The organism is Pseudomonas sp. JV414 (assembly GCF_032424305.1).
Taxonomy (GTDB): Bacteria; Pseudomonadota; Gammaproteobacteria; order Pseudomonadales; family Pseudomonadaceae; genus Aquipseudomonas; species Aquipseudomonas lini.
In genome coordinates, this window is the sequence record NZ_VYKC01000016.1 from 1 (window position 1) to 19,811 (window position 19,811).

24 protein-coding genes are annotated in these 19,811 nt (G+C 60.1%); 8 read left to right on the forward strand and 16 right to left on the reverse strand.

Annotation, left to right across the window (positions count from 1 at the left end; translation table 11 throughout):
• From F6R97_RS16460 to F6R97_RS16480, 5 genes are all read right to left on the reverse strand, one after another.
• On the reverse strand, positions 1-396 hold a 396-nt coding region (locus F6R97_RS16460), incomplete at its 3' end, for an AraC family ligand binding domain-containing protein (RefSeq protein WP_315866826.1).
• 3 nt (positions 397-399) lie between these two features.
• Positions 400-1,410, reverse strand: a complete 1,011-nt coding sequence (locus F6R97_RS16465; RefSeq protein ID WP_048396336.1) for a hydrolase — start codon at positions 1,408-1,410, stop codon at positions 400-402.
• 73 nt (positions 1,411-1,483) lie between these two features.
• Entirely contained in the window at positions 1,484-2,095 is a 612-nt protein-coding gene (gene rsmD / locus F6R97_RS16470) for a 16S rRNA (guanine(966)-N(2))-methyltransferase RsmD (RefSeq protein WP_315866827.1), read from the reverse strand.
• A complete protein-coding gene (locus F6R97_RS16475; RefSeq protein ID WP_038980955.1) occupies positions 2,095-3,585 on the reverse strand; it encodes a M16 family metallopeptidase in 1,491 nt (496 codons plus the stop codon). Before F6R97_RS16475 ends, rsmD begins: the two co-directional genes overlap by 1 nt.
• Positions 3,578-4,933 (reverse strand): pitrilysin family protein, encoded by a 1,356-nt coding sequence (locus F6R97_RS16480; protein WP_315866828.1) that lies wholly within the window; start codon positions 4,931-4,933, stop codon positions 3,578-3,580. The genes F6R97_RS16475 and F6R97_RS16480 overlap by 8 nt, the downstream gene beginning before the upstream one ends.
• A 344-nt stretch (positions 4,934-5,277) precedes the next feature.
• Between F6R97_RS16480 and ftsY the strand changes: the two genes are divergently transcribed.
• From ftsY to rpoH, 4 genes are all read left to right on the forward strand, one after another.
• Positions 5,278-6,819 carry a signal recognition particle-docking protein FtsY gene (gene ftsY / locus F6R97_RS16485; RefSeq protein ID WP_038980960.1) on the forward strand — a complete coding sequence of 514 codons (1,542 nt, stop codon included), beginning with the start codon at positions 5,278-5,280 and terminating at the stop codon, positions 6,817-6,819.
• The gene (ftsE, locus tag F6R97_RS16490; protein ID WP_007897888.1) at positions 6,816-7,487 is read left to right on the forward strand and encodes a cell division ATP-binding protein FtsE; all 672 of its coding nucleotides are present in this window, start codon (positions 6,816-6,818) and stop codon (positions 7,485-7,487) included. The genes ftsY and ftsE overlap by 4 nt, the downstream gene beginning before the upstream one ends.
• Positions 7,484-8,512, forward strand: a complete 1,029-nt coding sequence (gene ftsX, locus F6R97_RS16495) for a permease-like cell division protein FtsX (RefSeq protein ID WP_038980961.1) — start codon at positions 7,484-7,486, stop codon at positions 8,510-8,512. The genes ftsE and ftsX overlap by 4 nt, the downstream gene beginning before the upstream one ends.
• Positions 8,513-8,625: 113 nt before the next feature.
• Positions 8,626-9,480, forward strand: coding sequence for an RNA polymerase sigma factor RpoH (gene rpoH, locus F6R97_RS16500; RefSeq protein WP_007897890.1), 855 nt, complete (start codon positions 8,626-8,628; stop codon positions 9,478-9,480).
• A gap of 161 nt (positions 9,481-9,641) precedes the next feature.
• Here the strand turns inward: rpoH and mtgA are convergent, their stop codons facing one another.
• Entirely contained in the window at positions 9,642-10,364 is a 723-nt protein-coding gene (gene mtgA / locus F6R97_RS16505) for a monofunctional biosynthetic peptidoglycan transglycosylase (RefSeq protein ID WP_050682257.1), read from the reverse strand.
• A 74-nt stretch (positions 10,365-10,438) separates the two neighbouring features.
• On the opposite strand from mtgA, the gene F6R97_RS16510 reads away from it, so the two are divergent.
• From F6R97_RS16510 to trmB, 4 genes are all read left to right on the forward strand, one after another.
• Positions 10,439-10,810 (forward strand): DUF423 domain-containing protein, encoded by a 372-nt coding sequence (locus tag F6R97_RS16510; RefSeq protein ID WP_038980963.1) that lies wholly within the window; start codon positions 10,439-10,441, stop codon positions 10,808-10,810.
• A gap of 90 nt (positions 10,811-10,900) precedes the next feature.
• Positions 10,901-11,101, forward strand: a complete 201-nt coding sequence (gene thiS, locus F6R97_RS16515) for a sulfur carrier protein ThiS (RefSeq protein ID WP_007897898.1) — start codon at positions 10,901-10,903, stop codon at positions 11,099-11,101.
• A 60-nt stretch (positions 11,102-11,161) separates the two neighbouring features.
• Positions 11,162-11,956: a thiazole synthase gene (locus tag F6R97_RS16520; RefSeq protein ID WP_008068101.1), complete on the forward strand. Its 795-nt coding sequence runs from the start codon at positions 11,162-11,164 to the stop codon at positions 11,954-11,956.
• 9 nt (positions 11,957-11,965) lie between these two features.
• Positions 11,966-12,691, forward strand: coding sequence for a tRNA (guanosine(46)-N7)-methyltransferase TrmB (trmB, locus tag F6R97_RS16525; protein ID WP_315866829.1), 726 nt, complete (start codon positions 11,966-11,968; stop codon positions 12,689-12,691).
• 117 nt (positions 12,692-12,808) lie between these two features.
• Here trmB and F6R97_RS16530 read toward each other — a convergent pair whose 3' ends face one another.
• From F6R97_RS16530 to F6R97_RS16575, 10 genes are all read right to left on the reverse strand, one after another.
• Complete coding sequence (locus tag F6R97_RS16530; protein ID WP_007897907.1) at positions 12,809-13,132, reverse strand: DUF3392 domain-containing protein; 324 nt, start codon at positions 13,130-13,132, stop codon at positions 12,809-12,811.
• A gap of 9 nt (positions 13,133-13,141) precedes the next feature.
• On the reverse strand, positions 13,142-14,347 hold the full coding sequence (gene hemW, locus F6R97_RS16535; protein WP_315866830.1) for a radical SAM family heme chaperone HemW: 1,206 nt from the start codon (positions 14,345-14,347) through the stop codon (positions 13,142-13,144).
• Complete coding sequence (gene rdgB, locus F6R97_RS16540) at positions 14,344-14,940, reverse strand: RdgB/HAM1 family non-canonical purine NTP pyrophosphatase (RefSeq protein WP_048396340.1); 597 nt, start codon at positions 14,938-14,940, stop codon at positions 14,344-14,346. Before rdgB ends, hemW begins: the two co-directional genes overlap by 4 nt.
• Entirely contained in the window at positions 14,937-15,371 is a 435-nt protein-coding gene (locus F6R97_RS16545; RefSeq protein ID WP_038980967.1) for a DUF4426 domain-containing protein, read from the reverse strand. The genes rdgB and F6R97_RS16545 overlap by 4 nt, the downstream gene beginning before the upstream one ends.
• 26 nt (positions 15,372-15,397) lie before the next feature.
• Positions 15,398-16,018 (reverse strand): methionine biosynthesis protein MetW, encoded by a 621-nt coding sequence (gene metW / locus F6R97_RS16550; protein ID WP_038980968.1) that lies wholly within the window; start codon positions 16,016-16,018, stop codon positions 15,398-15,400.
• Between the two features lie 7 nt (positions 16,019-16,025).
• Entirely contained in the window at positions 16,026-17,165 is a 1,140-nt protein-coding gene (locus tag F6R97_RS16555) for a homoserine O-acetyltransferase (RefSeq protein ID WP_038980969.1), read from the reverse strand.
• A 193-nt stretch (positions 17,166-17,358) separates the two neighbouring features.
• Positions 17,359-17,646 (reverse strand): DUF167 domain-containing protein, encoded by a 288-nt coding sequence (locus F6R97_RS16560; RefSeq protein WP_038980970.1) that lies wholly within the window; start codon positions 17,644-17,646, stop codon positions 17,359-17,361.
• On the reverse strand, positions 17,646-18,233 hold the full coding sequence (locus tag F6R97_RS16565) for a YggT family protein (RefSeq protein WP_038980972.1): 588 nt from the start codon (positions 18,231-18,233) through the stop codon (positions 17,646-17,648). Before F6R97_RS16565 ends, F6R97_RS16560 begins: the two co-directional genes overlap by 1 nt.
• Before the next feature lie 24 nt (positions 18,234-18,257).
• Entirely contained in the window at positions 18,258-19,076 is an 819-nt protein-coding gene (proC, locus tag F6R97_RS16570) for a pyrroline-5-carboxylate reductase (RefSeq protein WP_038980974.1), read from the reverse strand.
• Positions 19,077-19,112: 36 nt separating this feature from the next.
• Complete coding sequence (locus F6R97_RS16575; RefSeq protein WP_038980975.1) at positions 19,113-19,811, reverse strand: YggS family pyridoxal phosphate-dependent enzyme; 699 nt, start codon at positions 19,809-19,811, stop codon at positions 19,113-19,115.

The window sequence follows — 19,811 nt, forward strand, 5'->3', positions numbered from 1 at the left end:
ATGCAGTTGGCAGAACCCCTTCACCAGATCTGGATCGCGATACAACGTGGCGCCAAACGCCGGCAAGGTATCGGTCGGCAGTTCGAGCTCGTCCAGCAGTGAAAGAATCTGCCCGCTGTCGGGATAAAACGCCCGGTACAACCAACCGTCTTCCGTACCTTTGTGGCCGGTGTGCAGTTCATCCGGATTGATCAGCACCAGCGTGCCACTGCCTGCCAGATGCTCGGCGCCTCGATAGCGATAACGCTGGGCGCCGGCCATGATCATGCCGATCACATAGCCGTCATGCACATGGGGGGCGAAGCGGTGTTCGATGTAGCGTGCGGACAACAACTCGACGCCGGCCAATGGCGCCGTTTGCCAGAAGTGAATCGACTCGCCCTGATCCGAACCCATGGTTTACTTGCGTCCTGTGGTGGCGAGCCATTGGGGAATGCGCCGCTCCAGATAGTAACCCGGTTGCCGGAACGAGCCCTCGACGAAGCCGACATGCCCACCCTTGGCCTGCAACTCGAATTGCGTGCAGGCAGACAATTCGTCGGCTTGCGGCAGGCTATGAGGAAAGACAAATGGGTCGTCGGCCGCCTGGATAATCAGGGTTGGTGTGCGAATCTCTCCAAGGAAATAACGACTCGAAGCGCGGCGATAGTAATCCGCGGCATCGGCGAAACCATTCAGCGGTGCGGTGACCCGGCCATCGAAATCCCAGAAGGTGCGCATATTCTCCAGCGAGCCCAGCGCCGCCAATGCCGCCAGGCCATCCTGATGCCCTTCATGCTGGAACTTGCGCTGCTTGTTTTTGATGTAGGCGACCATCTCCCGCATGAAATGCGCTTGATAGAATTTGGAAAAACCCTGACTGATACGATCGGCGCAATGATCGAGGCGAAACGGCACCGACACCGCCACGGCGCCTAGCACACCACTGTTGCTGCCGGTTTCGCCCAGATGCTTGAGCAACACGTTGCCGCCCATGGAATAACCGACCGCATACAGTGGCGCGAGGGGGCGCTGGGTCCGCAGGTGCTTGATGGTTTCCGCCAGGTCTTCACTGGCCCCGGAATGGTAACTGCGCGGTAACAGATTGGGCTCGCCGGAGCAGCCGCGCCAGTTCAGCGCGACGCTGGACCAACCCTGGGCACCCAGCGCCTTTTGCACCCCGGCCACATAAGGCGAGTTCGATGAGCCGGTCAGGCCGTGCAGCACCAACACCAGCGGCGCAGTCGTGCTGTGGGGGCCGTGCCAGTCCAGGTCAAGGAAGTCGCCGTCTTCGAGCCACAAACGTTCGCGCTCGCGGTCGATATGCGTGGTTTTTCGCCATAGCGGTCCCCACAGGGTTTGTAAATGCGGATTGCCCAGACCGTAGGCGGGCGTGAAGGCGGGGGTGAAGCGTTCTGGCAGATGGGACACGATTGCTCTCGATGCAGCGGTGCTTACCCGCAGCGTTAACTGACTGAGCTTCGCACCGTTTTTACAGGCCGGACTAACCGGCGATCCCTGCCATACGTTGCCACAACGCGTAATACACCCGTCCGGATTTTTGCTCCCGATGCAGGCGCCAATTTTCTGGCAAACCCAATATCGACGGTGCCGTTTCGCTTTCAGTGTAGACCCACGCATCGTCACTCAGCCAATGACGCTCTTCGAGCAAAGTGCAAACGGCCGGCAACAGATTCTGATTGAACGGCGGGTCGAGAAACACCAGATCGAACGCCGTGGCCGGCTGGGTTTCCAGATAGCGCAAGGCGTCGGCAGTCTGTACCTGGCCGGTGGTGCAGCGCAGGGTGCCCAGATGTTCCTTGATGCTGGATACCGCAATGTTGCTGGCATCCAGTGCCTGGCCCATTGCTGCGCCACGGGACAAAGCCTCGAGAAACAACGCGCCGCTACCGGCAAATGGGTCGAATACCTTGGCCCCTGCGACATAAGGCGCGAGCCAGTTGAACAGGGTTTCACGGACTCGGTCCGGCGTTGGACGCAAGCCTGGCGCATCAGGGAAGCTCAGCTTTCGGCTGCCCCATTCACCGCCGATGATGCGCAGTTGATTCACACCGTTATGTACGTTGTGGACAGGTTTTTTCGGGCGAGTGGCCATTAATGCTCCGGAACCCCGAGCGGTTGCTCGGCAGGTTTGTCTGTGGGGGCCGGCAAAGGCTTTTGTGGCACGGTCGGGCCAGCGCTGACGATGACCAGTTTGTCCGTGCTCAGGTGTTTGTTCAATGCGGTTTTGACTTGCTCGACGGTCAGGTTCTGGGACTGTTGCATGAAGTCTTCCAGGTAGCTCAGCGGCAAGTTGTAAAAACCCATGGCGCCGAGCTGCCCGACGATATCGGCGTTGCTGGCGGTGGACAGCGGAAAGCTGCCGGCCAATTCACGCTTGGCGTCGTCGAGTTCTTTCTCGGTGGGGCCGGTTTTAAGGTAGTCGGCGAGCACGTCCTGCACCAGTTTCAGCGTGCCTTCGCTCATCTCGGCGCGGGTTTGCAGGTTGATCATGAACGGGCCGCGAACCTGCATCGGGCTGAAACCCGAATACACGCCATAGGCCAGGCCGCGCTTCTCGCGCACTTCGCTCATCAACCGGGTGCCGAAGCCACCGCCGCCAAGGATCTGATTGCCCAGCGACAATGCTGCGTAATCCGGATCGTCACGGTCGATGCCCAGTTGCGCGATCATCAGGTTGGTTTGCTTGGATGGAAACTCGATGTGACCGATGCTGGACTTGGGGTCGGTCGGTTGTTCGATTTTCGCCAGGGCCGGCCCTTTGGGCAGATCGGCGGACACTTGTGCGGCAACCGCCTCGGCCTCGGCGCGCGACAGGTCACCCACCAGCGCAATCACCACGTTGCCGGCGGCGTAGGCTTTCTGATGGAAGGCCCGTAACTGCGCCAGGGTGATCGGTGGAATGCTTTTCGCCGTGCCGTCGCTGGAATGCGCGTACGGGTGATCGCCATACAAGCGGTTCATCAGCTCCAGGCTGGCGAGTTTGCCGGGGTTCTGTTTCTGGTATTCGAAGCCGGCCAGCATCTGGTTCTTGATGCGGGCAAACGAGTCGGCGGGGAAGGTCGGTTTGCCGACGACCTCGGCGAATAGCTGCAAGGCAGGCTCGCGTTTGTCCGCGGCACTGAGGCTGCGCAGCGAGGCAATCGCCATGTCTTTATAAGCGCCGTTACCGAAGTCGGCTCCCAGGCCTTCGAAGCCCTGGGCGATAGCGCCGACGTCTTTGCCAGCCACACCTTCGTTGAGCATGGCGTTGGTCAACAGTGCCAGGCCGGATGCATCGCCGTCCTGGCTGCTACCAGCGGCGAAGATCAGGCGCATATCGAACATCGGCAGTTCACGGGCTTCGACGAACAGCACTTTGGCGCCTTCGGCGGTGTTCCAGGTCTGCACGTTCAGCGAGCGACGGCTTGGTGCCTTGCCGTCGAGCTCGGCCAGCGATTGCAATTTCTGGCTGGACTTGGCTTTGTCGAGGGCTTCGCTGGCGCTGGTTTCGTCAGACTTGGACAAATAGAAGGCAGCGGACCCGAGCAGTGCAATGACGATCAGGCCGATCAGGGCCAAGCGCGGTTTCTTACGCTCACTCATGAGTCGTCTCCTGTGGCAGTACATGGGCGACGCTGAGACGTGCGCGAGTGAAATACAGTTTGGCGGCCTTCTGGATGTCTTGCGGGGTCACGCTTTCCAGGTCGGCGAGTTCGGTGTCCATCAGTTTCCAGGACAGCCCGACGGTTTCCAGTTGGCCGATGGCGGTGGCCTGGCTGGTGATCGAGTCACGCTCGTAGACCAGGCCGGCAATGACCTGTGCTCGCACGCGCTCCAGCTCTTCGGTGGACGGCGCGGTGGTTTTCAGCTGTTCGAGCAGTTTCCACAGGCCGGCTTCCGCCTGGGCCATGGTTTTCTTCTTCTGGGTGTTCGGCGTGGCCGACAAAGTGAACAGGCTGTCGCCACGGGTGTAGGCGTCATAGCTTGACGAACCGCCAGACACCAGCTCTTCGCCGCGTTCCAGTTGCGTCGGGATCCGGCCGCTGTAGCCGCCGTCGAGCAGTGCGGAGATCAGGCGCAGAGCGTTCACCGAACGCTTGTCTTCAGCGGTGGCGATGCTCGGCACATTGAAGGCCAGCATCAGGCTCGGCAATTGGGTCTGCACATGCAAGGTGATCTTGCGTTCGCCGGGCTCGGCCAGTTCCAACGGGATTTTCGCGGGAGGCACTTCGCGCTTGGCGATCGGGCCGAAGTAACGCTGGGCCAGGGTTTTGACTTCATCCGGGGTCACGTCACCGACCACCACCAGGGTAGCGTTGTTCGGCACATACCAGGATTGATACCAGTGGCGCAGTTCTTCGATCTTCATGCGGTCGAGGTCCGCCATCCAACCGATAGTCGGCGTGTGATAACCGCTGGCGGGGTAGGCCATGGCCATGAAGCGTTCGTAGGCCTTGGACATCGGCTTGTCGTCGGTGCGCAGGCGACGTTCTTCTTTGATCACCTCGATCTCGCGGGTGAACTCTTCGGCCGGCAAGCGCAGGTTGGCCATGCGGTCGGCTTCCAACTCGAAGGCCACGCCCAGACGGTCGCGGGCCAGAACCTGATAATACGCGGTGAAGTCGTCGCTGGTGAAGGCGTTCTCTTCGGCGCCGAGGTCGCGCAGGATCAGCGACGCTTCGCCGGGGCCGACCTTCTCGCTGCCCTTGAACATCATGTGTTCCAGCGCATGGGACAGCCCGGTCTGGCCTGGGGTCTCATAGCTTGAGCCGACCTTGTACCAGACCTGGGAAACGACGACCGGCGCACGATGGTCTTCGCGTACGACGACCTTCAGGCCGTTGTCGAGGGTGAATTCGTGGGTGGGTTGTGGATCGGCAGCCAGGGCTGAAAGTGGCAGACAAACTGTGCTGAACAGCAGGCCTGCAGCGCGGCGGGCTAGAGCATTCATTCGTTTTTAAACCTTTGGGGCTGCCCGCTTGGTCTTAGCGTCGGCGGGCGAGAGGGTGCTAGGATACTGATCCGTTTTACTGGCGGCCACGCCTATCAGGCCTTTGATCGGTCAGTAGGTTGTTTGGGTTTGCGGCTTGGGCTTTGAGTTTGTCAGCTAAACTCTGCGTTTTCGCCGACGATGCTGTTCCAGTCCTTCGTATTAATCAACCTTTGAGGTGCCGTTGGTACCTCGACAAAATGTTGCGCGTGAACAAGCTGGATGAATCGCAGTCTGTTCTGCATCGAATTATTTATTGCCGAGGCGCCCTTTGGCGCGTCGCTACCGTGAGATAGCCGTCCTCCATGTTTGGTTCCAACGACGACAAGAAGACCCCAGCTGCGGCTGGCGAAAAGAAAAGCCTGTTCGGATGGCTGCGCAAAAAGCCGCAGGAACCCGTTGTCGAACAGCCACAACCACTTCCTGAGCCAACACCGACGCCGGTCATGGAAGAAGTGCCCGCGCCGATTGCCCTGCCGATCGCCGAGCCGGTGCTGCAATCCGCGGCCGAGCCTGCGCCTGAACCTGAAACCGTAGTCGTGGCCCCATTGCCGCTGACGCCAGCCGCCGAGCCGTGGTTGACGTTGCCGGTGGCGGAAGAGCCGGTGGCATTGGTCGAAGATGAGCAAGCAGCTCACATCACGCCGCCGATTCCGGCCCCGACTGCGTTTGCTCCTGAGCCGGTTCAGGCGCCAGTGGTTGAGCCGGTCGTTGTGCCTGTATTCGTGGCTGCGCCTGCGCCGGTTGCTCCAGAGCCTGAAGTGCCTGTATTTGTTGCTCCTGCTCCGGCTGCTCCGATTGTTCAAGCGCCAGAGCCTGCACCTGTACCGGTTATCGATCCTGTTGTCGCCACGCCCGTCGCGCCTGTTGCTCCAGTGGAAACTCCGGTCGAGCCTGTGCGTACCGAAGAGTCCAAAGCCGGTTTCTTTGCTCGCCTCAAACAAGGTTTGTCCAAGACCAGCGCCAGCATTGGCGAGGGCATGGCCAGCCTGTTCCTCGGCAAGAAAATCATCGATGACGAGTTGCTCGAAGACATCGAAACCCGCCTGCTGACCGCCGATGTTGGCGTCGAAGCGACGTCGGTGATCATTCAACGCCTGACCCAGAAAGTCGCCCGCAAAGAACTGGCCGATGCCGACGCGTTGTACAAATCCCTGCAAGCCGAACTGGCAGCGATGCTAAAACCGGTCGAACAACCGCTGAAAATCACCTCCCAGAACAAGCCATTTGTGATTCTGGTGGTAGGCGTCAACGGCGCCGGCAAGACCACCACCATCGGCAAACTGGCGAAGAAGCTGCAACTGGAAGGCAAGAAAGTCATGCTCGCCGCCGGTGACACCTTCCGCGCCGCCGCGGTCGAGCAATTGCAGGTCTGGGGTGAGCGCAACAAGATTCCGGTGATCGCCCAGCACACCGGCGCCGACTCGGCTTCGGTCATCTTCGATGCCGTGCAGGCCGCCAAGGCCCGTGGCATTGACGTGCTGATCGCCGACACCGCTGGTCGTTTGCACACCAAAGACAACCTGATGGAAGAACTGAAAAAGGTTCGCCGGGTGATCGGCAAGCTCGACGCCGATGCGCCGCACGAAGTGCTGTTGGTGCTCGACGCCGGTACCGGCCAGAACGCCATCAACCAGGCCAAGCAATTCAACCAGACCGTCGAACTGACCGGCCTGGCGCTGACCAAACTCGACGGCACCGCCAAGGGCGGGGTGATTTTCGCCCTGGCCAAGCAGTTTGGCTTGCCGATTCGCTACATCGGCGTCGGCGAAGGCATCGACGATTTGCGTACTTTTGAAGCAGAACCCTTTGTCCAGGCATTGTTTGCCGAGCGGGAGCGTTCATGATTCGTTTCGAACAGGTCGGTAAACGCTACCCGAATGGTCACGTCGGCTTGCATGAGCTGAGCTTTCGAGTCCGTCGGGGCGAATTCTTGTTTGTCACCGGCCATTCCGGCGCCGGTAAAAGCACCTTGTTGCGGCTGTTGTTGGCCATGGAACGTCCGACCACCGGCAAATTGCTGTTGGCAGGGCAAGACCTGAGCACCATCAGCAATGCGCAGATTCCGTTCCTGCGCCGGCAAATCGGCGTGGTGTTCCAGAATCACCAGCTGCTGTTCGATCGCACGGTGTTCAACAACGTCGCATTGCCTTTGCAGATCCTTGGCCTGTCCAAGGCCGAAGTCGCCAAGCGCGTGGACTCGGCGCTGGAGCGCGTGGCGCTCTCGGACAAAACCGATCTCTACCCCGGCGACCTGTCCACCGGCCAGCAACAACGCGTCGGCATCGCCCGCGCCATCGTTCACCGCCCGGCCTTGCTGCTGGCGGATGAACCGACCGGTAACCTCGACCCGCGTCTGGCGGCAGAAATCATGGGCGTGTTCGAAGACATCAACCGTCTGGGCACCAGCGTGCTGATCGCCAGTCACGACCTGGCACTGATTGCCCGCATGCGTCATCGCATGCTCACCCTGCAGCGTGGCCGATTGATCGGCGACGGGGAGGCTGGCGTATGAGTGCAACACGTAGCCCCAAGGTTTCCGAGCGCGTGGCCCCCAAGGCCGCCGATCCGCAACCGCAGCAGCAGAAGAAAAAGCGCGACGATGACGATGGCCCGGACTTCTCTACGCTGTTCCGCGCCTGGGTTGAAAGCCATCGTGCGAGTTTGCTGGACAGCTTGCGCCGCTTGGGTAAACACCCGATCGGCAGCTTTTTCACCTGCATGGTGATGGCAGTTGCCCTCAGCTTGCCGATGGGCCTGTCACTTTTGCTAAGTAACGTCGAGCGTCTCGGCGGTTCCTGGCAGCGTGCGGCGCAGATTTCCCTGTACCTGCAACTCGATGCCAGCCCTGAACAGGGCGAGTCGTTGCGTGAGCAGATCAAGGGTATGCCGGGCGTGGCCGAGGCCGAATACGTGGGTCGCGATCAGGCGCTGGAAGAGTTCCAGCAGCAGTCCGGACTGGGCGAAGCGCTCAAGGAACTCCCGGAAAACCCGCTGCCGGGCGTGGTCCTGGTGACCCCGAACGAGGTCGACAAGCCTGCGCTTGAAGCATTGAGACAAAAACTTTCCGAATTGCCGAAGGTACAACAGGCGCAACTTGATCTAGTCTGGGTCGAGCGTCTGGCAGCCATCCTCAAGCTGGGCGACCGATTTGTCTTCGGTCTGACCGTGCTTTTGGTTTCTGCATTACTTTTGGTGATAGGCAATACCATTCGTCTTCATATTGAAAACCGCCGCACAGAGATAGAAGTGATTAAACTCGTCGGCGGCACTGACAGCTATGTGCGCAGGCCCTTTCTGTATATGGGTGCGCTTTATGGCTTTGGTGCGGGGATTCTTTCCTGGGGTGTATTGGCGTTCGGCCTGAACTGGCTGAACGACGCGGTGGTTGGACTGGCCGGTTTATACGGCAGTGATTTTGCGCTGGCCGGAGTGCCAGTTGCCGACGGTCTATCGCTCTTGCTTGGCGCGGTGCTGTTGGGGTATATCGGTGCATGGATTGCAGTCGCACGCCACCTGCGGGAGCTTGCGCCAAAGTAATATCATTTTGCTCGTATTGACCTTTCAGCGTTTATGGGAACTTGTTTTTTGGTTTCCGGTCAATTTTCGCAGTGCTGAACTGCACGAGTTAGGTAAGTCGGAGGTTTTTTCGTATGACCAATTCTTTGCAACCTGCATATGCTCTGGTCCCGGGTGCGAACCTGGAGGCCTATGTGCACACGGTGAACAGCATTCCATTGCTGACGCCGGAGCAGGAGCGTGAACTGGCCGAGAGTCTCTATTATGAGCAGGATTTGGGGGCGGCTCGGCAGATGGTGCTCGCCCACCTGCGTTTTGTCGTACACATTGCCCGTAGCTATTCCGGCTACGGCCTGGCCCAGGCTGACCTGATCCAGGAAGGCAACGTCGGCCTGATGAAAGCGGTCAAGCGTTTCAACCCGGAAATGGGTGTACGCCTGGTGTCCTTTGCGGTGCACTGGATCAAGGCGGAAATCCACGAGTTCATCCTGCGCAACTGGCGGATCGTGAAAGTCGCGACCACCAAGGCTCAGCGCAAGTTGTTCTTCAACCTGCGCAGCCAGAAGAAACGTCTGGCCTGGCTGAACAACGAGGAAGTCCATCGCGTGGCGGAAAGCCTCGGCGTAGAGCCGCGGGAAGTGCGCGAGATGGAAAGTCGCCTGACCGGCCATGACATGGCTTTCGACCCGGCCGCGGAAGCGGACGACGACAGTGCATTCCAGTCGCCGGCCAACTATCTGGAAGACCACCGGTACGATCCGGCCCGTCAACTGGAAGATGCTGACTGGAGCGACAACTCGAACCACAACCTGCACGAAGCGCTTGAAGTGCTGGACGACCGCAGTCGCGACATCCTCTACCAGCGTTGGCTGGCAGAAGAAAAAGCCACGCTGCACGACCTGGCGCAGAAGTACAACGTGTCGGCCGAGCGTATTCGTCAGCTCGAGAAGAGCGCGATGAACAAGCTCAAGTTGTCGATCGCCGCGTAACCTGCGCACCGGCAATAAAAAACGCCCCGATCATTGATCGGGGCGTTTTCGTTTGAAGATCAAAAGATCGCAGCCTTCGGCAGCTCCTACAGGGTTTCGCATTCCTATGTAGGAGCTGCCGAAGGCTGCGATCTTTTTCTACCTGTCGACTCGAATCCAGATCATTGCGCCCAAGGTGCCCGGCGCGAATCGTTGAGCCCGAGCAGATAGCTGTCCCCACCCAACTGACTCATCTGCTGCCGAATCCACCCGGCGCGTCTTGCAACGTAAGAGGTTGGATGGCTGGCACTCCACACCCGCGGGTTCGGCAGTACCGCAGCCAGCAAACTCGCCTGCTGTCGGGATATCGAACGAGCGCCCACGCCAAAGTGATGCCGAGCCGCCGCTTCGGCGCCAAACACGCCTTCATCCCACTCGACGCTGTTGAGGTACACCTCAAGAATCCGCTGCTTGGGCCAGAACACCTCGATCAGCCCGGTAAACCAGACCTCCAGGCCCTTGCGCAGCCAGCTGCGGCCAGACCACAGAAACAGGTTCTTCGACACTTGCTGGCTCAGGGTGCTGGCGCCACGAATCGAGCCGCCGCGTTCGTTATGCGCAAACGCCGCCTGGATCGCGCCGATATCAAAGCCCCAATGCTCGGGAAACTTCTGATCTTCACCGGCAATCACCGCGACTTTCAGGTCGTCGGAGATTTCATCCCAGGGTTTCCAGGTGCGTTGCAAGTCAATGGGCTCGCCGTCGAACCAGGATTCGATCTTGCGCTCGACCATCAGCGCCGTTCCCGGCGGCGGCACCACCCGAAACAGCAGCACCAGCAAAACACTGCCGACCGCGAACCAGAGCAGGGCCTTTGTGAAACGACGGAAAATTAACTGCAGCATAGAGATGGCTTGGCCGAACCCGTTGAGCCGGCCATTATACAGACCCTGTTGATCGAGTCTGACTGGAGTTCTTCATGTTGCGTGGCTTCCTGATGCTGGCTGCTTTTTTCGGCTTCACCGGTGTTGCCTTGGGCGCATTCGCCGCCCATGGCCTGAAAAGCCGCCTGAGCGCCGAGTACCTGGCGATTTTTCATACGGGTGTCACCTATCAACTGGTGCATACCCTGGCGCTGCTGGGTGTAGCGCTGCTCGCCACGCAAATTCCCGGTCGACTGATCACCTGGGCCGGCGCATCCTTTGCTATCGGCATTCTGTTGTTTTCCGGCAGCCTGTACCTGCTGACGATAACGGGCATCAGCAAGCTCGGGATCGTTACGCCCTTCGGTGGCCTGGCGTTCCTGGTCGGCTGGGTTTGCCTGGGGCTTGCCGCCTGGCGGTTGAGCTGACCACGCGGTCCATTTCGTGACGAATGGCTTGGGTCGGCCTGACTGATCGGGCTAGAATGCCAGCCCCTAAAAATGATGGCGGCATTCGGTATGCGCATTCAATTGAACGGCGAATCCCTTGAACTGCCCGACGGTGAAACCGTTGCGGCCCTGCTGACCCGTCTGGAACTGACCGGACGCCGGGTGGCGGTCGAACTCAATCTGGATATCGTCCCGCGCAGCCAGCATGCAGAAACCACGCTGAACGACGGCGATTCCGTCGAAGTGGTTCACGCTATCGGCGGCGGCTAGTCGTCCGGCCCTTAAGGGCACAGAATTCTGCAAGAACCTCATCCCTACAGAGGATTTCCCATGAGCATCGTTCGTAGCGACAAGCCCTTCGTCCTGGCCGGTCGTACTTACCAGTCGCGTTTGCTGGTAGGTACCGGCAAGTACCGTGACATGGAAGAAACCCGCCTGGCCATCGAAGCCTCGGGTGCCGAGATCGTCACCTTCGCCGTGCGCCGCACCAACCTCGGCCAGAACCCGGGCGAACCGAACCTGCTCGAAGTCCTGTCGCCAGATCGCTACACCTTCCTGCCTAACACCGCCGGCTGCTTCGACGCTACCGAGGCTGTGCGCACCTGCCGTCTGGCCCGTGAGCTGCTCGGTGGCCACAACCTGGTGAAGCTGGAAGTGCTGGCGGACCAGAAAACCCTGTTCCCCAACGTGATCGAAACCCTCAAGGCCGCCGAAGTGCTGGTCAAGGAAGGTTTCGACGTGATGGTCTACACCAGCGATGACCCAATCATCGCCCGTCAACTGGCGGAAATCGGCGTTATCGCGGTGATGCCGCTGGCCGGTCTGATCGGCACGGGCCTGGGGATCTGCAACCCGTACAACCTGCAGATCATCCTCGAAGAAGCGAAAATTCCGGTGCTGGTGGATGCTGGTGTCGGTACTGCCTCCGACGCCACCATCGCCATGGAACTGGGCTGTGAAGCGGTGCTGATGAACTCGGCCATCGCCCATGCCCAGCAGCCGATCATGATGGCTGAAGCCATGAAACACGCCATCGTTGCAGGTCGCTTGGCCTACCTCGCCGGCCGCATGCCGAAAAAACTCTATGCCAGCGCCTCCTCGCCGCTGGATGGTCTGATCAAGTAAGAGCCATTGATGACTGAATCAAACGAAACGCCTATCCAGCCGGAAGAAGGCGAAGAGCGCCAACACCGCCGCATCAAGAGTTTCGTGATGCGCGCCGGGCGCATGACCGAAGGCCAGCAGCGCGGTCTGGACCAAGGTACGCCGCTGTTCGTACTGCCTTTGGCCGATGCGCCGGTGGACTTCGATCAGGTGTTCGGACGCTCGGCACCGCGCTCGCTGGAAATCGGCTTCGGCATGGGCCACTCGCTGCTGGAAATGGCCGCGGCCTCGCCGGAGCAGGATTTCATTGGCGTTGAGGTTCACCGTCCGGGTGTCGGCGCGCTGCTCAATGGCGTGCTGACTCAGGGCCTGACCAACCTGCGCGTTTACGATTGCGATGCGATCGAAGTGCTCAACCGTTGCATCGCCGACAACAGCCTCGATCGCCTGATGCTGTTTTTCCCGGATCCGTGGCACAAGAGCCGTCACCACAAGCGTCGTATCGTGCAGGCGTCGTTCGCTGAACTGGTGCGCAGCAAGTTGAAGGTCGGCGGTGTGTTACACATGGCCACTGACTGGGAACCGTACGCTGAGTACATGCTGGAAGTGATGAACGTCGCCCCGGGCTATCGCAACCTCGCCGAAGACGGCAAATGCGTCCCGCGCCCGACCGAACGGCCGATCACCAAGTTCGAACGCCGCGGCGAACGTCTTGGGCACGGCGTGTGGGATCTGAAGTTCGAAAAACTGGCGTAAAACCTGTGGGAGCGGGCTTGCCCGCGATGGCGGTTTGACAGTCAACAAAAGATGTTGAATGTTATGGCCTCATCGCGGGCAAGCCCGCTCCCACATTGTTTTGTGTGCAATTCGAATTCAGCGACGATCAGCTACGACGCCGATCAACACCAGCACCACCAACAACACCGGTGCCAGGCTGTAGTTGTTGAACTGGCTCAGGCCTTTGATGATCCATGGCGTTGCATAGATCAGCGCCACGCCGCTGCCGACCATGCACAGCAGGGCCATCAGCGGGACGCGCAAGGCGCCGGCGATGCTGCCCAGGCGTTGGTCGACCCAGCCTTTGATGTCGGCGCCAAACAGCACCAGCAGACAGCCCACCAGCGCCAGAGAGATTTCCGACAGGTTGCTACGGCTCCAGCGGGACACGGTGGCGAGCAGGTCGAGTACCAGATCCATTCGATTTCCTTATGTCAGAAAATTCTGCAGCAAGTCATTGAGAAAGAGTTGTCCGCGCAATGTGGCCGCCAGACGTGACGGTTCGACCTGCAACAAGCCACTTTGTTCGGCCTCGCGCCGGCCTTCAGCCAGGCTTTCCAGAGGCAGCCCGGTGCGCTCTGGATATAACCGCGCTTCGACGCCCTCGGTCAGGCGCAAGGCGTTCATCAGGAACTCGAACGGCAGCTCTTCGTTGGTCAGGGCTTTCTCGCCGGCCTGGAAGCTTTTGGCCGGGTTGAGGTAGTCCTTCGGCAGGCGGGTCTTCCAGGTGCGCACGATGCGCCCGTCCGGATGGCTGAGCTTGCCGTGGGCGCCGGCGCCGATGCCGATGAAGTCGCCGAAACTCCAGTAATTGAGGTTATGCCGCGCCAGACGACCGGGCAGGGCATAGGCCGAGACTTCGTATTGCGCGTAACCGTGTTCGGCCAACAGTGCCTGACCGGCCTCCTGAATATCCCACAGGGTGTCGTCTTCCGGCAGCGTCGGCGGCTGGTTCCAGAACACCGTGTTCGGTTCCAGCGTCAGCTGATACCAGGACAGGTGCGTCGGCTTCAGGGCAATGGCCTGGCGCAGGTCGTTCAGGGCATCGTCCAGCGACTGATCGGGCAAACCATGCATCAGGTCCAGATTGAAGTTGTCGAAACCGGCCTGACGGGCCATGCCGGCGGCACGCACGGCTTCGTCGCCGTTGTGAATCCGCCCCAGGGCCTTGAGTTTCTCTTCCTGAAAGCTCTGGATGCCGATCGACAGGCGATTGATGCCCAGCGCCCGGTAGGCGCGGAACTTCTCCTGCTCGAACGTTCCGGGGTTGGCTTCCAGGGTGATTTCAATGTCGCTGGCAAACGGAATACGTTGCTCGACACCCTTGAGCAAACGGCCCAGAGCCTCGGCGCTGAACAGGCTTGGCGTGCCGCCACCGAAGAAAATCGAACTCAGCTCACGGCCATAGACCGCATGCAGGTCTTGATCGAGGTCGGCCAGCAAGGCGTCGACATATTCTTCTTCCGGCAACACGGGGCTGGCGGTGTGGGAGTTGAAGTCGCAATAAGGGCATTTGCGTACACACCACGGGATGTGGATGTACAACGCCAGTGGCGGCAACACGGGCAGGGCCGCTCGAGGCGATTGTGCGGCGCCGCCGAAGATCAGCGGCGACGCGGACGAGTCATGGATCATTTCAGGCCCAGACGCTGGCGCAGCAGATCCATTGCACGGGCGCGGTGGCTGATGAGGTTCTTGTCGCTCGGGCTCAGCTCGGCGCTGGAGCACTCGCGCTCCGGCACCCAGAACAGTGGATCGTAGCCAAAACCGTGCTCACCGCTGGCCTGGGTCAGGATGCGCCCATGCCACAGGCCTTCGCAGAGAATCGGCAACGGATCGTCGGCATGACGCACCAATGCCAACACACAGACGAACTGCGCACCGCGCTCGGCTTCGGGCACGTCTTTCAACACGTCGAGCAGTTTGGCGTTGTTCGCCGCATCGCCTTTACCGTCGGCGTAACGGGCCGAATAGATACCCGGCGCACCGCCGAGGAAATCCACCGCCAGCCCCGAATCGTCGGCCAAGGCTGGCAGGCCGGAAATGCGCGAGGCATTGCGGGCCTTGAGAATGGCGTTCTCGACGAACGACAGGCCGGTTTCTTCAGGCTCGACGCTGCTGAACTCGCCGATCGAGCGCAAATGCACCGATTCGCCGAGCATGGCCTGGAGTTCCTTGAGTTTGCCGGCGTTATGGCTGGCCAGTACGAGTTGCGTGAAATTCATCATTGGCCAGGGAAAAGCTCTTGTTGGAAACTGATAGTGTTGGTTTTGTCGCCGGTCTGCACCTTGATGTCAAAGGTGCGGATTTCCTGCTGATCCACCGGGAACTGGGCGATGTAGTAGACCGCGCCTGTTTCAGTGATCTGTTTGAACTTCAACGGGATGCTTTGGCTAGTCAGGTCTTTGACCGTGCCGCTGACCTGAGCCGTCTGTGGTTTACCTTCCTTGAGTACCGAGACGTTGATCACGCCTTGATTCTTGCTGCGGTTCAGCTCGGCCGCTTTGGCGATATCCGGTGTCAGGAAGGTGGAATTGAAGGTGTTGTAATGCACCGTCACGTCGCCAAAGGTTTCCTTGCGTTCGCCCTTGATAACGTCGGCGGCCATGGCGGTGGCGCTCAGGCAGGCAGTAAGTAAAAACAGTGCTAGACGACCCATGATCATTCTCCTCGAAGTGTCGTGATTCAGACCGCGACCTTGTGGTCCGGCAGACCGGGGCTGCTGACGCGATAGATGCCGATCTCACCTAACAGATTAGGCCATAGCTTACTGGCCCACCCATGCCGATGCTGTTGATCCACGGCAAGTCGATCAATGACCTTGGCTTCACGTTCGCGACACAGCGCCTCAAAATCTTCGAAGGTGCAGAAGTGAATGTTCGGCGTGTTGTACCAGGTGTACGGCAGAAAATCGGAGACCGGCATCCGGCCCTTGCTCGCCAGGTACCAGCGGCAGCGCCAGTGACCGAAGTTGGGGAAGGTGATGATGCACTGACGCCCGACCCGCAGCATTTCGTCGAGGATCTTGTCCGGGTAATGCACCGCTTGCAGTGCCTGAGTCATGACCACGACGTCGAAGCTGTTGCTGGCGAAGTTGCCCAGGCCCTTGTCCAGATCCTGCTCGATGACGTTGATGCCCTTGGCCACGCACTCGGCAATGTTGTCCGGGTCGTTTTCCAGGCCATAGCCGGTAACCTGTTTGTGGTCACGCAGCCAGGTCAGCAACTCGCCGTCACCGCAACCGAGGTCGAGCACGCGGCTGCCGGCGGGGATCCATTCCTGGATGATTTCCAGATCGGCTCTCATGTCTTCCTCAAAGCGCTATACGGTTCATGTAATTGCTGAAGGCCTGCAAATAACGCGGGATCGGAATCAGGAAGGCGTCGTGGCCTTGCGGAGCGTCGATCTCCAGGTAGCAGACGTCTTTCCTGGCCGCCATCAGCGCATCCACCAGTTCCCGCGAGCGGGCAGGGGAGAAGCGCCAGTCGGTGGTGAAGGACATCACGCAAAACCTGGCCGTGGCATTGGCGAAGGTTTTTGCCAGGTCATCGTCGAAGTTCGCTGCCGGGTCGAAGTAGTCCAGCGCCTTGGTCATCAGCAGGTAGGTGTTGGCGTCGAAACGTCCGGAAAATTCCTCACCCTGATAGCGCAGGTAGCTTTCGACCTGGAACTCGACGCTGTGGAAGTCGTAGTTGAGCTTTTCGCTCTTAAGGCCGCGACCGAATTTCTCGCCCATGGAGTCGTCGGACAGGTACGTGATGTGCCCGACCATCCGCGCCAGCATCAGCCCGCGCTTGGGGATCACACCCGCTTCCTGGAACGAGCCGCCGTGGAACTCCGGGTCGGTGAGGATCGCCTGGCGTGCGACTTCGTTGAATGCGATGTTCTGTGCCGACAGTTTCGGCGCCGAGGCGATGGCCAGGCAGTGCCGCACGCGATCCGGGTAGGTGATGGTCCACTGCAAGGCCTGCATGCCACCAAGGCTGCCACCGATCACCGCCGCCCATTGGTGGATGCCGAGCAGGTCGGCGAGGCGTGCCTGGCTGTGGACCCAGTCTTCCACGGTCAGTACCGGGAAATCGGCGCCGAATGGCTTGCCGGTTTCCGGATTGACGCTGCTGGGGCCGGTGGAACCGTTGCACCCGCCGAGATTATTCAGGCTGACCACGAAGAACTTGTTGGTGTCGATCGGTTTGCCGGGGCCGATGCAGCTGTCCCACCAACCGGGTTTGCGGTCGTCGGGGCTGTGGAAGCCGGCAGCGTGATGGTGACCGGACAAGGCGTGGCAGATCAGCACGGCATTGCTCGCCGTAGCGTTCAGCGTGCCGTAGGTCTCGTAGATCAGGTCATACGCGGGCAGCGAACGTCCGCAGGCCAAGGCCAGGGGTTCACTGAAGTGCGCCACTTGCGGCGTCACCAGACCAACAGAATCGGGGGGGAAGGCAGCTGGCATCGACCCTGCTCTCATTGAAATGAGGCGTAAGTCTAAAGACCGCTGTGGCTAGCGGCAAGCAAAGGCCGGGCCTGATTGCGTTCCCGTCAGACCGAGGTGCGGCCATCGCGGGCAAGCCACGCTCCCACAGGGTTACGCATTCCAATGTGGGAGCGTGGCTTGCCCGCGATGAACGATGACGCGGTCATTCGGATTAACGCGACAATCCTGGCAAATCCGGCAGCTTCTTCGGCGAACAGATCCGCACCCGCTTCTGCCGGTTCAGCTCTCCGCTGATCAAGCTCACCTGACTCTTGGAAACCCCGAACGCCTTGGCCAGAAACGCCATCAGGTACGCATTGGCCTTGCCTTCAACGGGCGGTGCGGTCAGGCGGATCTTCAGGCGATCACCATGCAGCCCGCAGAAATCATCGCTGCGGGCCGCCGGTTGCAGGTGACATTCCAGAATCAGATCATCACCGTCCCAGCGAAAGTAGCTCATCAGATCAGGCCGAGCAGTCCCTGAGGCATGAGGGCAAAGTACGCAAGGCGTGGAATCAGCCAGCTTTGCACCAACTGGATCGCGATAAACGCGAAGATCGGCGAAATGTCGAGGCCACCCAGGTTTGGAATGATCCGGCGGAACGGGGCGAGTACCGGTTCAGTAATCTGTGCGACCAGCTCTGCGCCCGGATTGTGGCTCCCCGGGGCAACCCAGGACAGAATCACACTGATGATCATCGCGTAGAACAGAACACTCAAAAACAGCGAGAAGATGGCGATCAGTGCCCAAGGCACCAACAGCAGCAAATCGACCTCGAAGCCTTTGAGCAGCAGGATGACGGCTATCAGCACCATCTGCACAATCAGCGCCAGTACCAGTGACGACATGTCCAGCCCGAACATGCTCGGGATTACCCGGCGCAGGGGCTTGAGCAGCGGTTGAGTGGCTTTCACGATGAACTGGCAGAGCGGGTTGTAAAAATTCGCCCGAACCAATTGCAGGATGAAGCGCAACAGCACGATCAGCAGGTACAGGCTGCCCAAGGTTTTAATTACGAAGATGGCAGCGTCATTGAGTCCGAGCATCATTGATTCCTTTGTAAGAGCTGATTAGCGGCCGAGTTGCTCAGCCATCTCGGCCGAACGGTGCGCAGCGGCGCCGAGTGCTTGTTCTACCAGGGCTTCGAAGCCGCCGGCCTGGAACGACTTGATCGCCGCTTCGGTGGTGCCCGCAGGCGACGTCACGCGACGACGCAATTCAGCCGCGTCGACATCACTGGCGACTGCCATGTGTGCAGCACCCAAAGCGGTTTGCACGGTCAGTTGCGCGGCGATGTCCGCTGGCAGGCCGAGCTTCACGCCCGCGGCGGTCATGGCTTCGATCAGCAGGAAGAAATACGCAGGGCCGCTTCCGGAAACGGCCGTGACCGCATCCAGTTGCTGTTCTTCGTTCAGCCACAGAGCAATGCCAACCGCCGACAGCAGCTCTTCAGCTTGCTGGCGTTGTTCGGCGCTCACTTCGCCGGTGGCGAACAAACCGCTCACGCCCTGACGCAGCAGCGCCGGGGTGTTAGGCATGCAGCGCACGATAGGCTGGGCGCCAAGCCAGTTTTTCATGCTGGCGCAGGTGATGCCGGCTGCAATCGAGACCACCAGTTGATTCGGCTTGAGGCTTGGGCGAATGGCTTCGCAAACGGCTTTCATCGCCTGCGGTTTGACCGCCAGCACGATCACGTCCACGCCCTGAATGGCGTCGGCGTTGTCGGCAAACACTTCGATGCCGTGTTCGGCGCTCACGCGGGCACGGGTTTCTTCACCCGGATCGCTGGCGCGGATTTGCGCGGTGTCCAGACCTTTGGCGCGCAGGCCGCCGATCAGGCTGGCGGCCATGTTGCCGGCTCCGATAAAGGCAATACGAGTCTTGCTCATGTCAGGTCCTTATAAAGAGTGGTGTCAGCCATTGCTTCAAGGCTGGCGATGCATTTGTTGAGAGCCGCGAGCGCCAAAAAGGGCTGTTCCGATACGGACCCAAGTGGCGCCCATGGCAATGGCCGACTCGAGGTCGTGGCTCATGCCCATGGAAAGTGTGTCGAGTGGCAGATTCAGGCTGGCTTGCAGGCTCTGCACGGCAGCAAAGGCTGCATCCTGGGCGACGCGATCTTCAGTCGGCTCGGGAATCGCCATCAGCCCGCGCAATTTCAGATGCGGCAGCGCGCTGATGGCATCGGCCAGAGCGGGCAGGTCGGCCGGGGTGCAGCCGGACTTGCTGGCTTCACCACTGACGTTGACCTGGATGCAGATGTTCAATGGAGGCAAATCGGCAGGACGTTGTTCGGACAAGCGTTGTGCGATTTTCAAGCGATCCACGGAATGCACCCAGTCGAAATGCTCGGCGATAGCGCGAGTCTTGTTCGATTGAATGGGGCCGATGAAGTGCCAGATCAAGGGCAGGTCGGCCAATTCGAGCTGTTTGCTCAAGGCTTCCTGCAGGTAGTTCTCGCCAAAATCGCGCAGGCCGGCGGCATACGCTTCCCGCAGGGCTTCGGCGGGCTTGGTCTTGCTCACGGCCAGCAGCTGGATGGTGTACTCGTCGCGCCCGACGGCGAGCGCGGCAGCACGGATGCGTGAACTAACCTGAGCGATGTTGTCTGCTATCGTGGACAT

Excerpts from the sequence above, each read along its gene's own strand:
- F6R97_RS16575 (WP_038980975.1), bottom strand. The coding sequence starts at position 19,811 with ATGTCCACGATAGCAGACAACATCGCTCAGGTTAGTTCACGCATCCGT.
- F6R97_RS16475 (WP_038980955.1), bottom strand. The coding sequence starts at position 3,585 with ATGAGTGAGCGTAAGAAACCGCGCTTGGCCCTGATCGGCCTGATCGTC.
- trmB (WP_315866829.1), top strand. The coding sequence starts at position 11,966 with ATGACTGAATCAAACGAAACGCCTATCCAGCCGGAAGAAGGCGAAGAG.
- thiS (WP_007897898.1), top strand. The coding sequence starts at position 10,901 with ATGCGCATTCAATTGAACGGCGAATCCCTTGAACTGCCCGACGGTGAA.
- F6R97_RS16480 (WP_315866828.1), bottom strand. The coding sequence starts at position 4,933 with ATGAATGCTCTAGCCCGCCGCGCTGCAGGCCTGCTGTTCAGCACAGTT.
- rdgB (WP_048396340.1), bottom strand. The coding sequence starts at position 14,940 with ATGATGAATTTCACGCAACTCGTACTGGCCAGCCATAACGCCGGCAAA.
- F6R97_RS16530 (WP_007897907.1), bottom strand. The coding sequence starts at position 13,132 with ATGGATCTGGTACTCGACCTGCTCGCCACCGTGTCCCGCTGGAGCCGT.
- ftsX (WP_038980961.1), top strand. The coding sequence starts at position 7,484 with ATGAGTGCAACACGTAGCCCCAAGGTTTCCGAGCGCGTGGCCCCCAAG.
- hemW (WP_315866830.1), bottom strand. The coding sequence starts at position 14,347 with ATGATCCATGACTCGTCCGCGTCGCCGCTGATCTTCGGCGGCGCCGCA.
- ftsE (WP_007897888.1), top strand. The coding sequence starts at position 6,816 with ATGATTCGTTTCGAACAGGTCGGTAAACGCTACCCGAATGGTCACGTC.
- F6R97_RS16565 (WP_038980972.1), bottom strand. The coding sequence starts at position 18,233 with ATGCTCGGACTCAATGACGCTGCCATCTTCGTAATTAAAACCTTGGGC.
- rsmD (WP_315866827.1), bottom strand. The coding sequence starts at position 2,095 with ATGGCCACTCGCCCGAAAAAACCTGTCCACAACGTACATAACGGTGTG.
- F6R97_RS16560 (WP_038980970.1), bottom strand. The coding sequence starts at position 17,646 with ATGAGCTACTTTCGCTGGGACGGTGATGATCTGATTCTGGAATGTCAC.
- F6R97_RS16520 (WP_008068101.1), top strand. The coding sequence starts at position 11,162 with ATGAGCATCGTTCGTAGCGACAAGCCCTTCGTCCTGGCCGGTCGTACT.
- mtgA (WP_050682257.1), bottom strand. The coding sequence starts at position 10,364 with ATGCTGCAGTTAATTTTCCGTCGTTTCACAAAGGCCCTGCTCTGGTTC.
- ftsY (WP_038980960.1), top strand. The coding sequence starts at position 5,278 with ATGTTTGGTTCCAACGACGACAAGAAGACCCCAGCTGCGGCTGGCGAA.
- F6R97_RS16555 (WP_038980969.1), bottom strand. The coding sequence starts at position 17,165 with ATGCCAGCTGCCTTCCCCCCCGATTCTGTTGGTCTGGTGACGCCGCAA.
- metW (WP_038980968.1), bottom strand. The coding sequence starts at position 16,018 with ATGAGAGCCGATCTGGAAATCATCCAGGAATGGATCCCCGCCGGCAGC.
- F6R97_RS16545 (WP_038980967.1), bottom strand. The coding sequence starts at position 15,371 with ATGGGTCGTCTAGCACTGTTTTTACTTACTGCCTGCCTGAGCGCCACC.
- F6R97_RS16510 (WP_038980963.1), top strand. The coding sequence starts at position 10,439 with ATGTTGCGTGGCTTCCTGATGCTGGCTGCTTTTTTCGGCTTCACCGGT.
- rpoH (WP_007897890.1), top strand. The coding sequence starts at position 8,626 with ATGACCAATTCTTTGCAACCTGCATATGCTCTGGTCCCGGGTGCGAAC.
- proC (WP_038980974.1), bottom strand. The coding sequence starts at position 19,076 with ATGAGCAAGACTCGTATTGCCTTTATCGGAGCCGGCAACATGGCCGCC.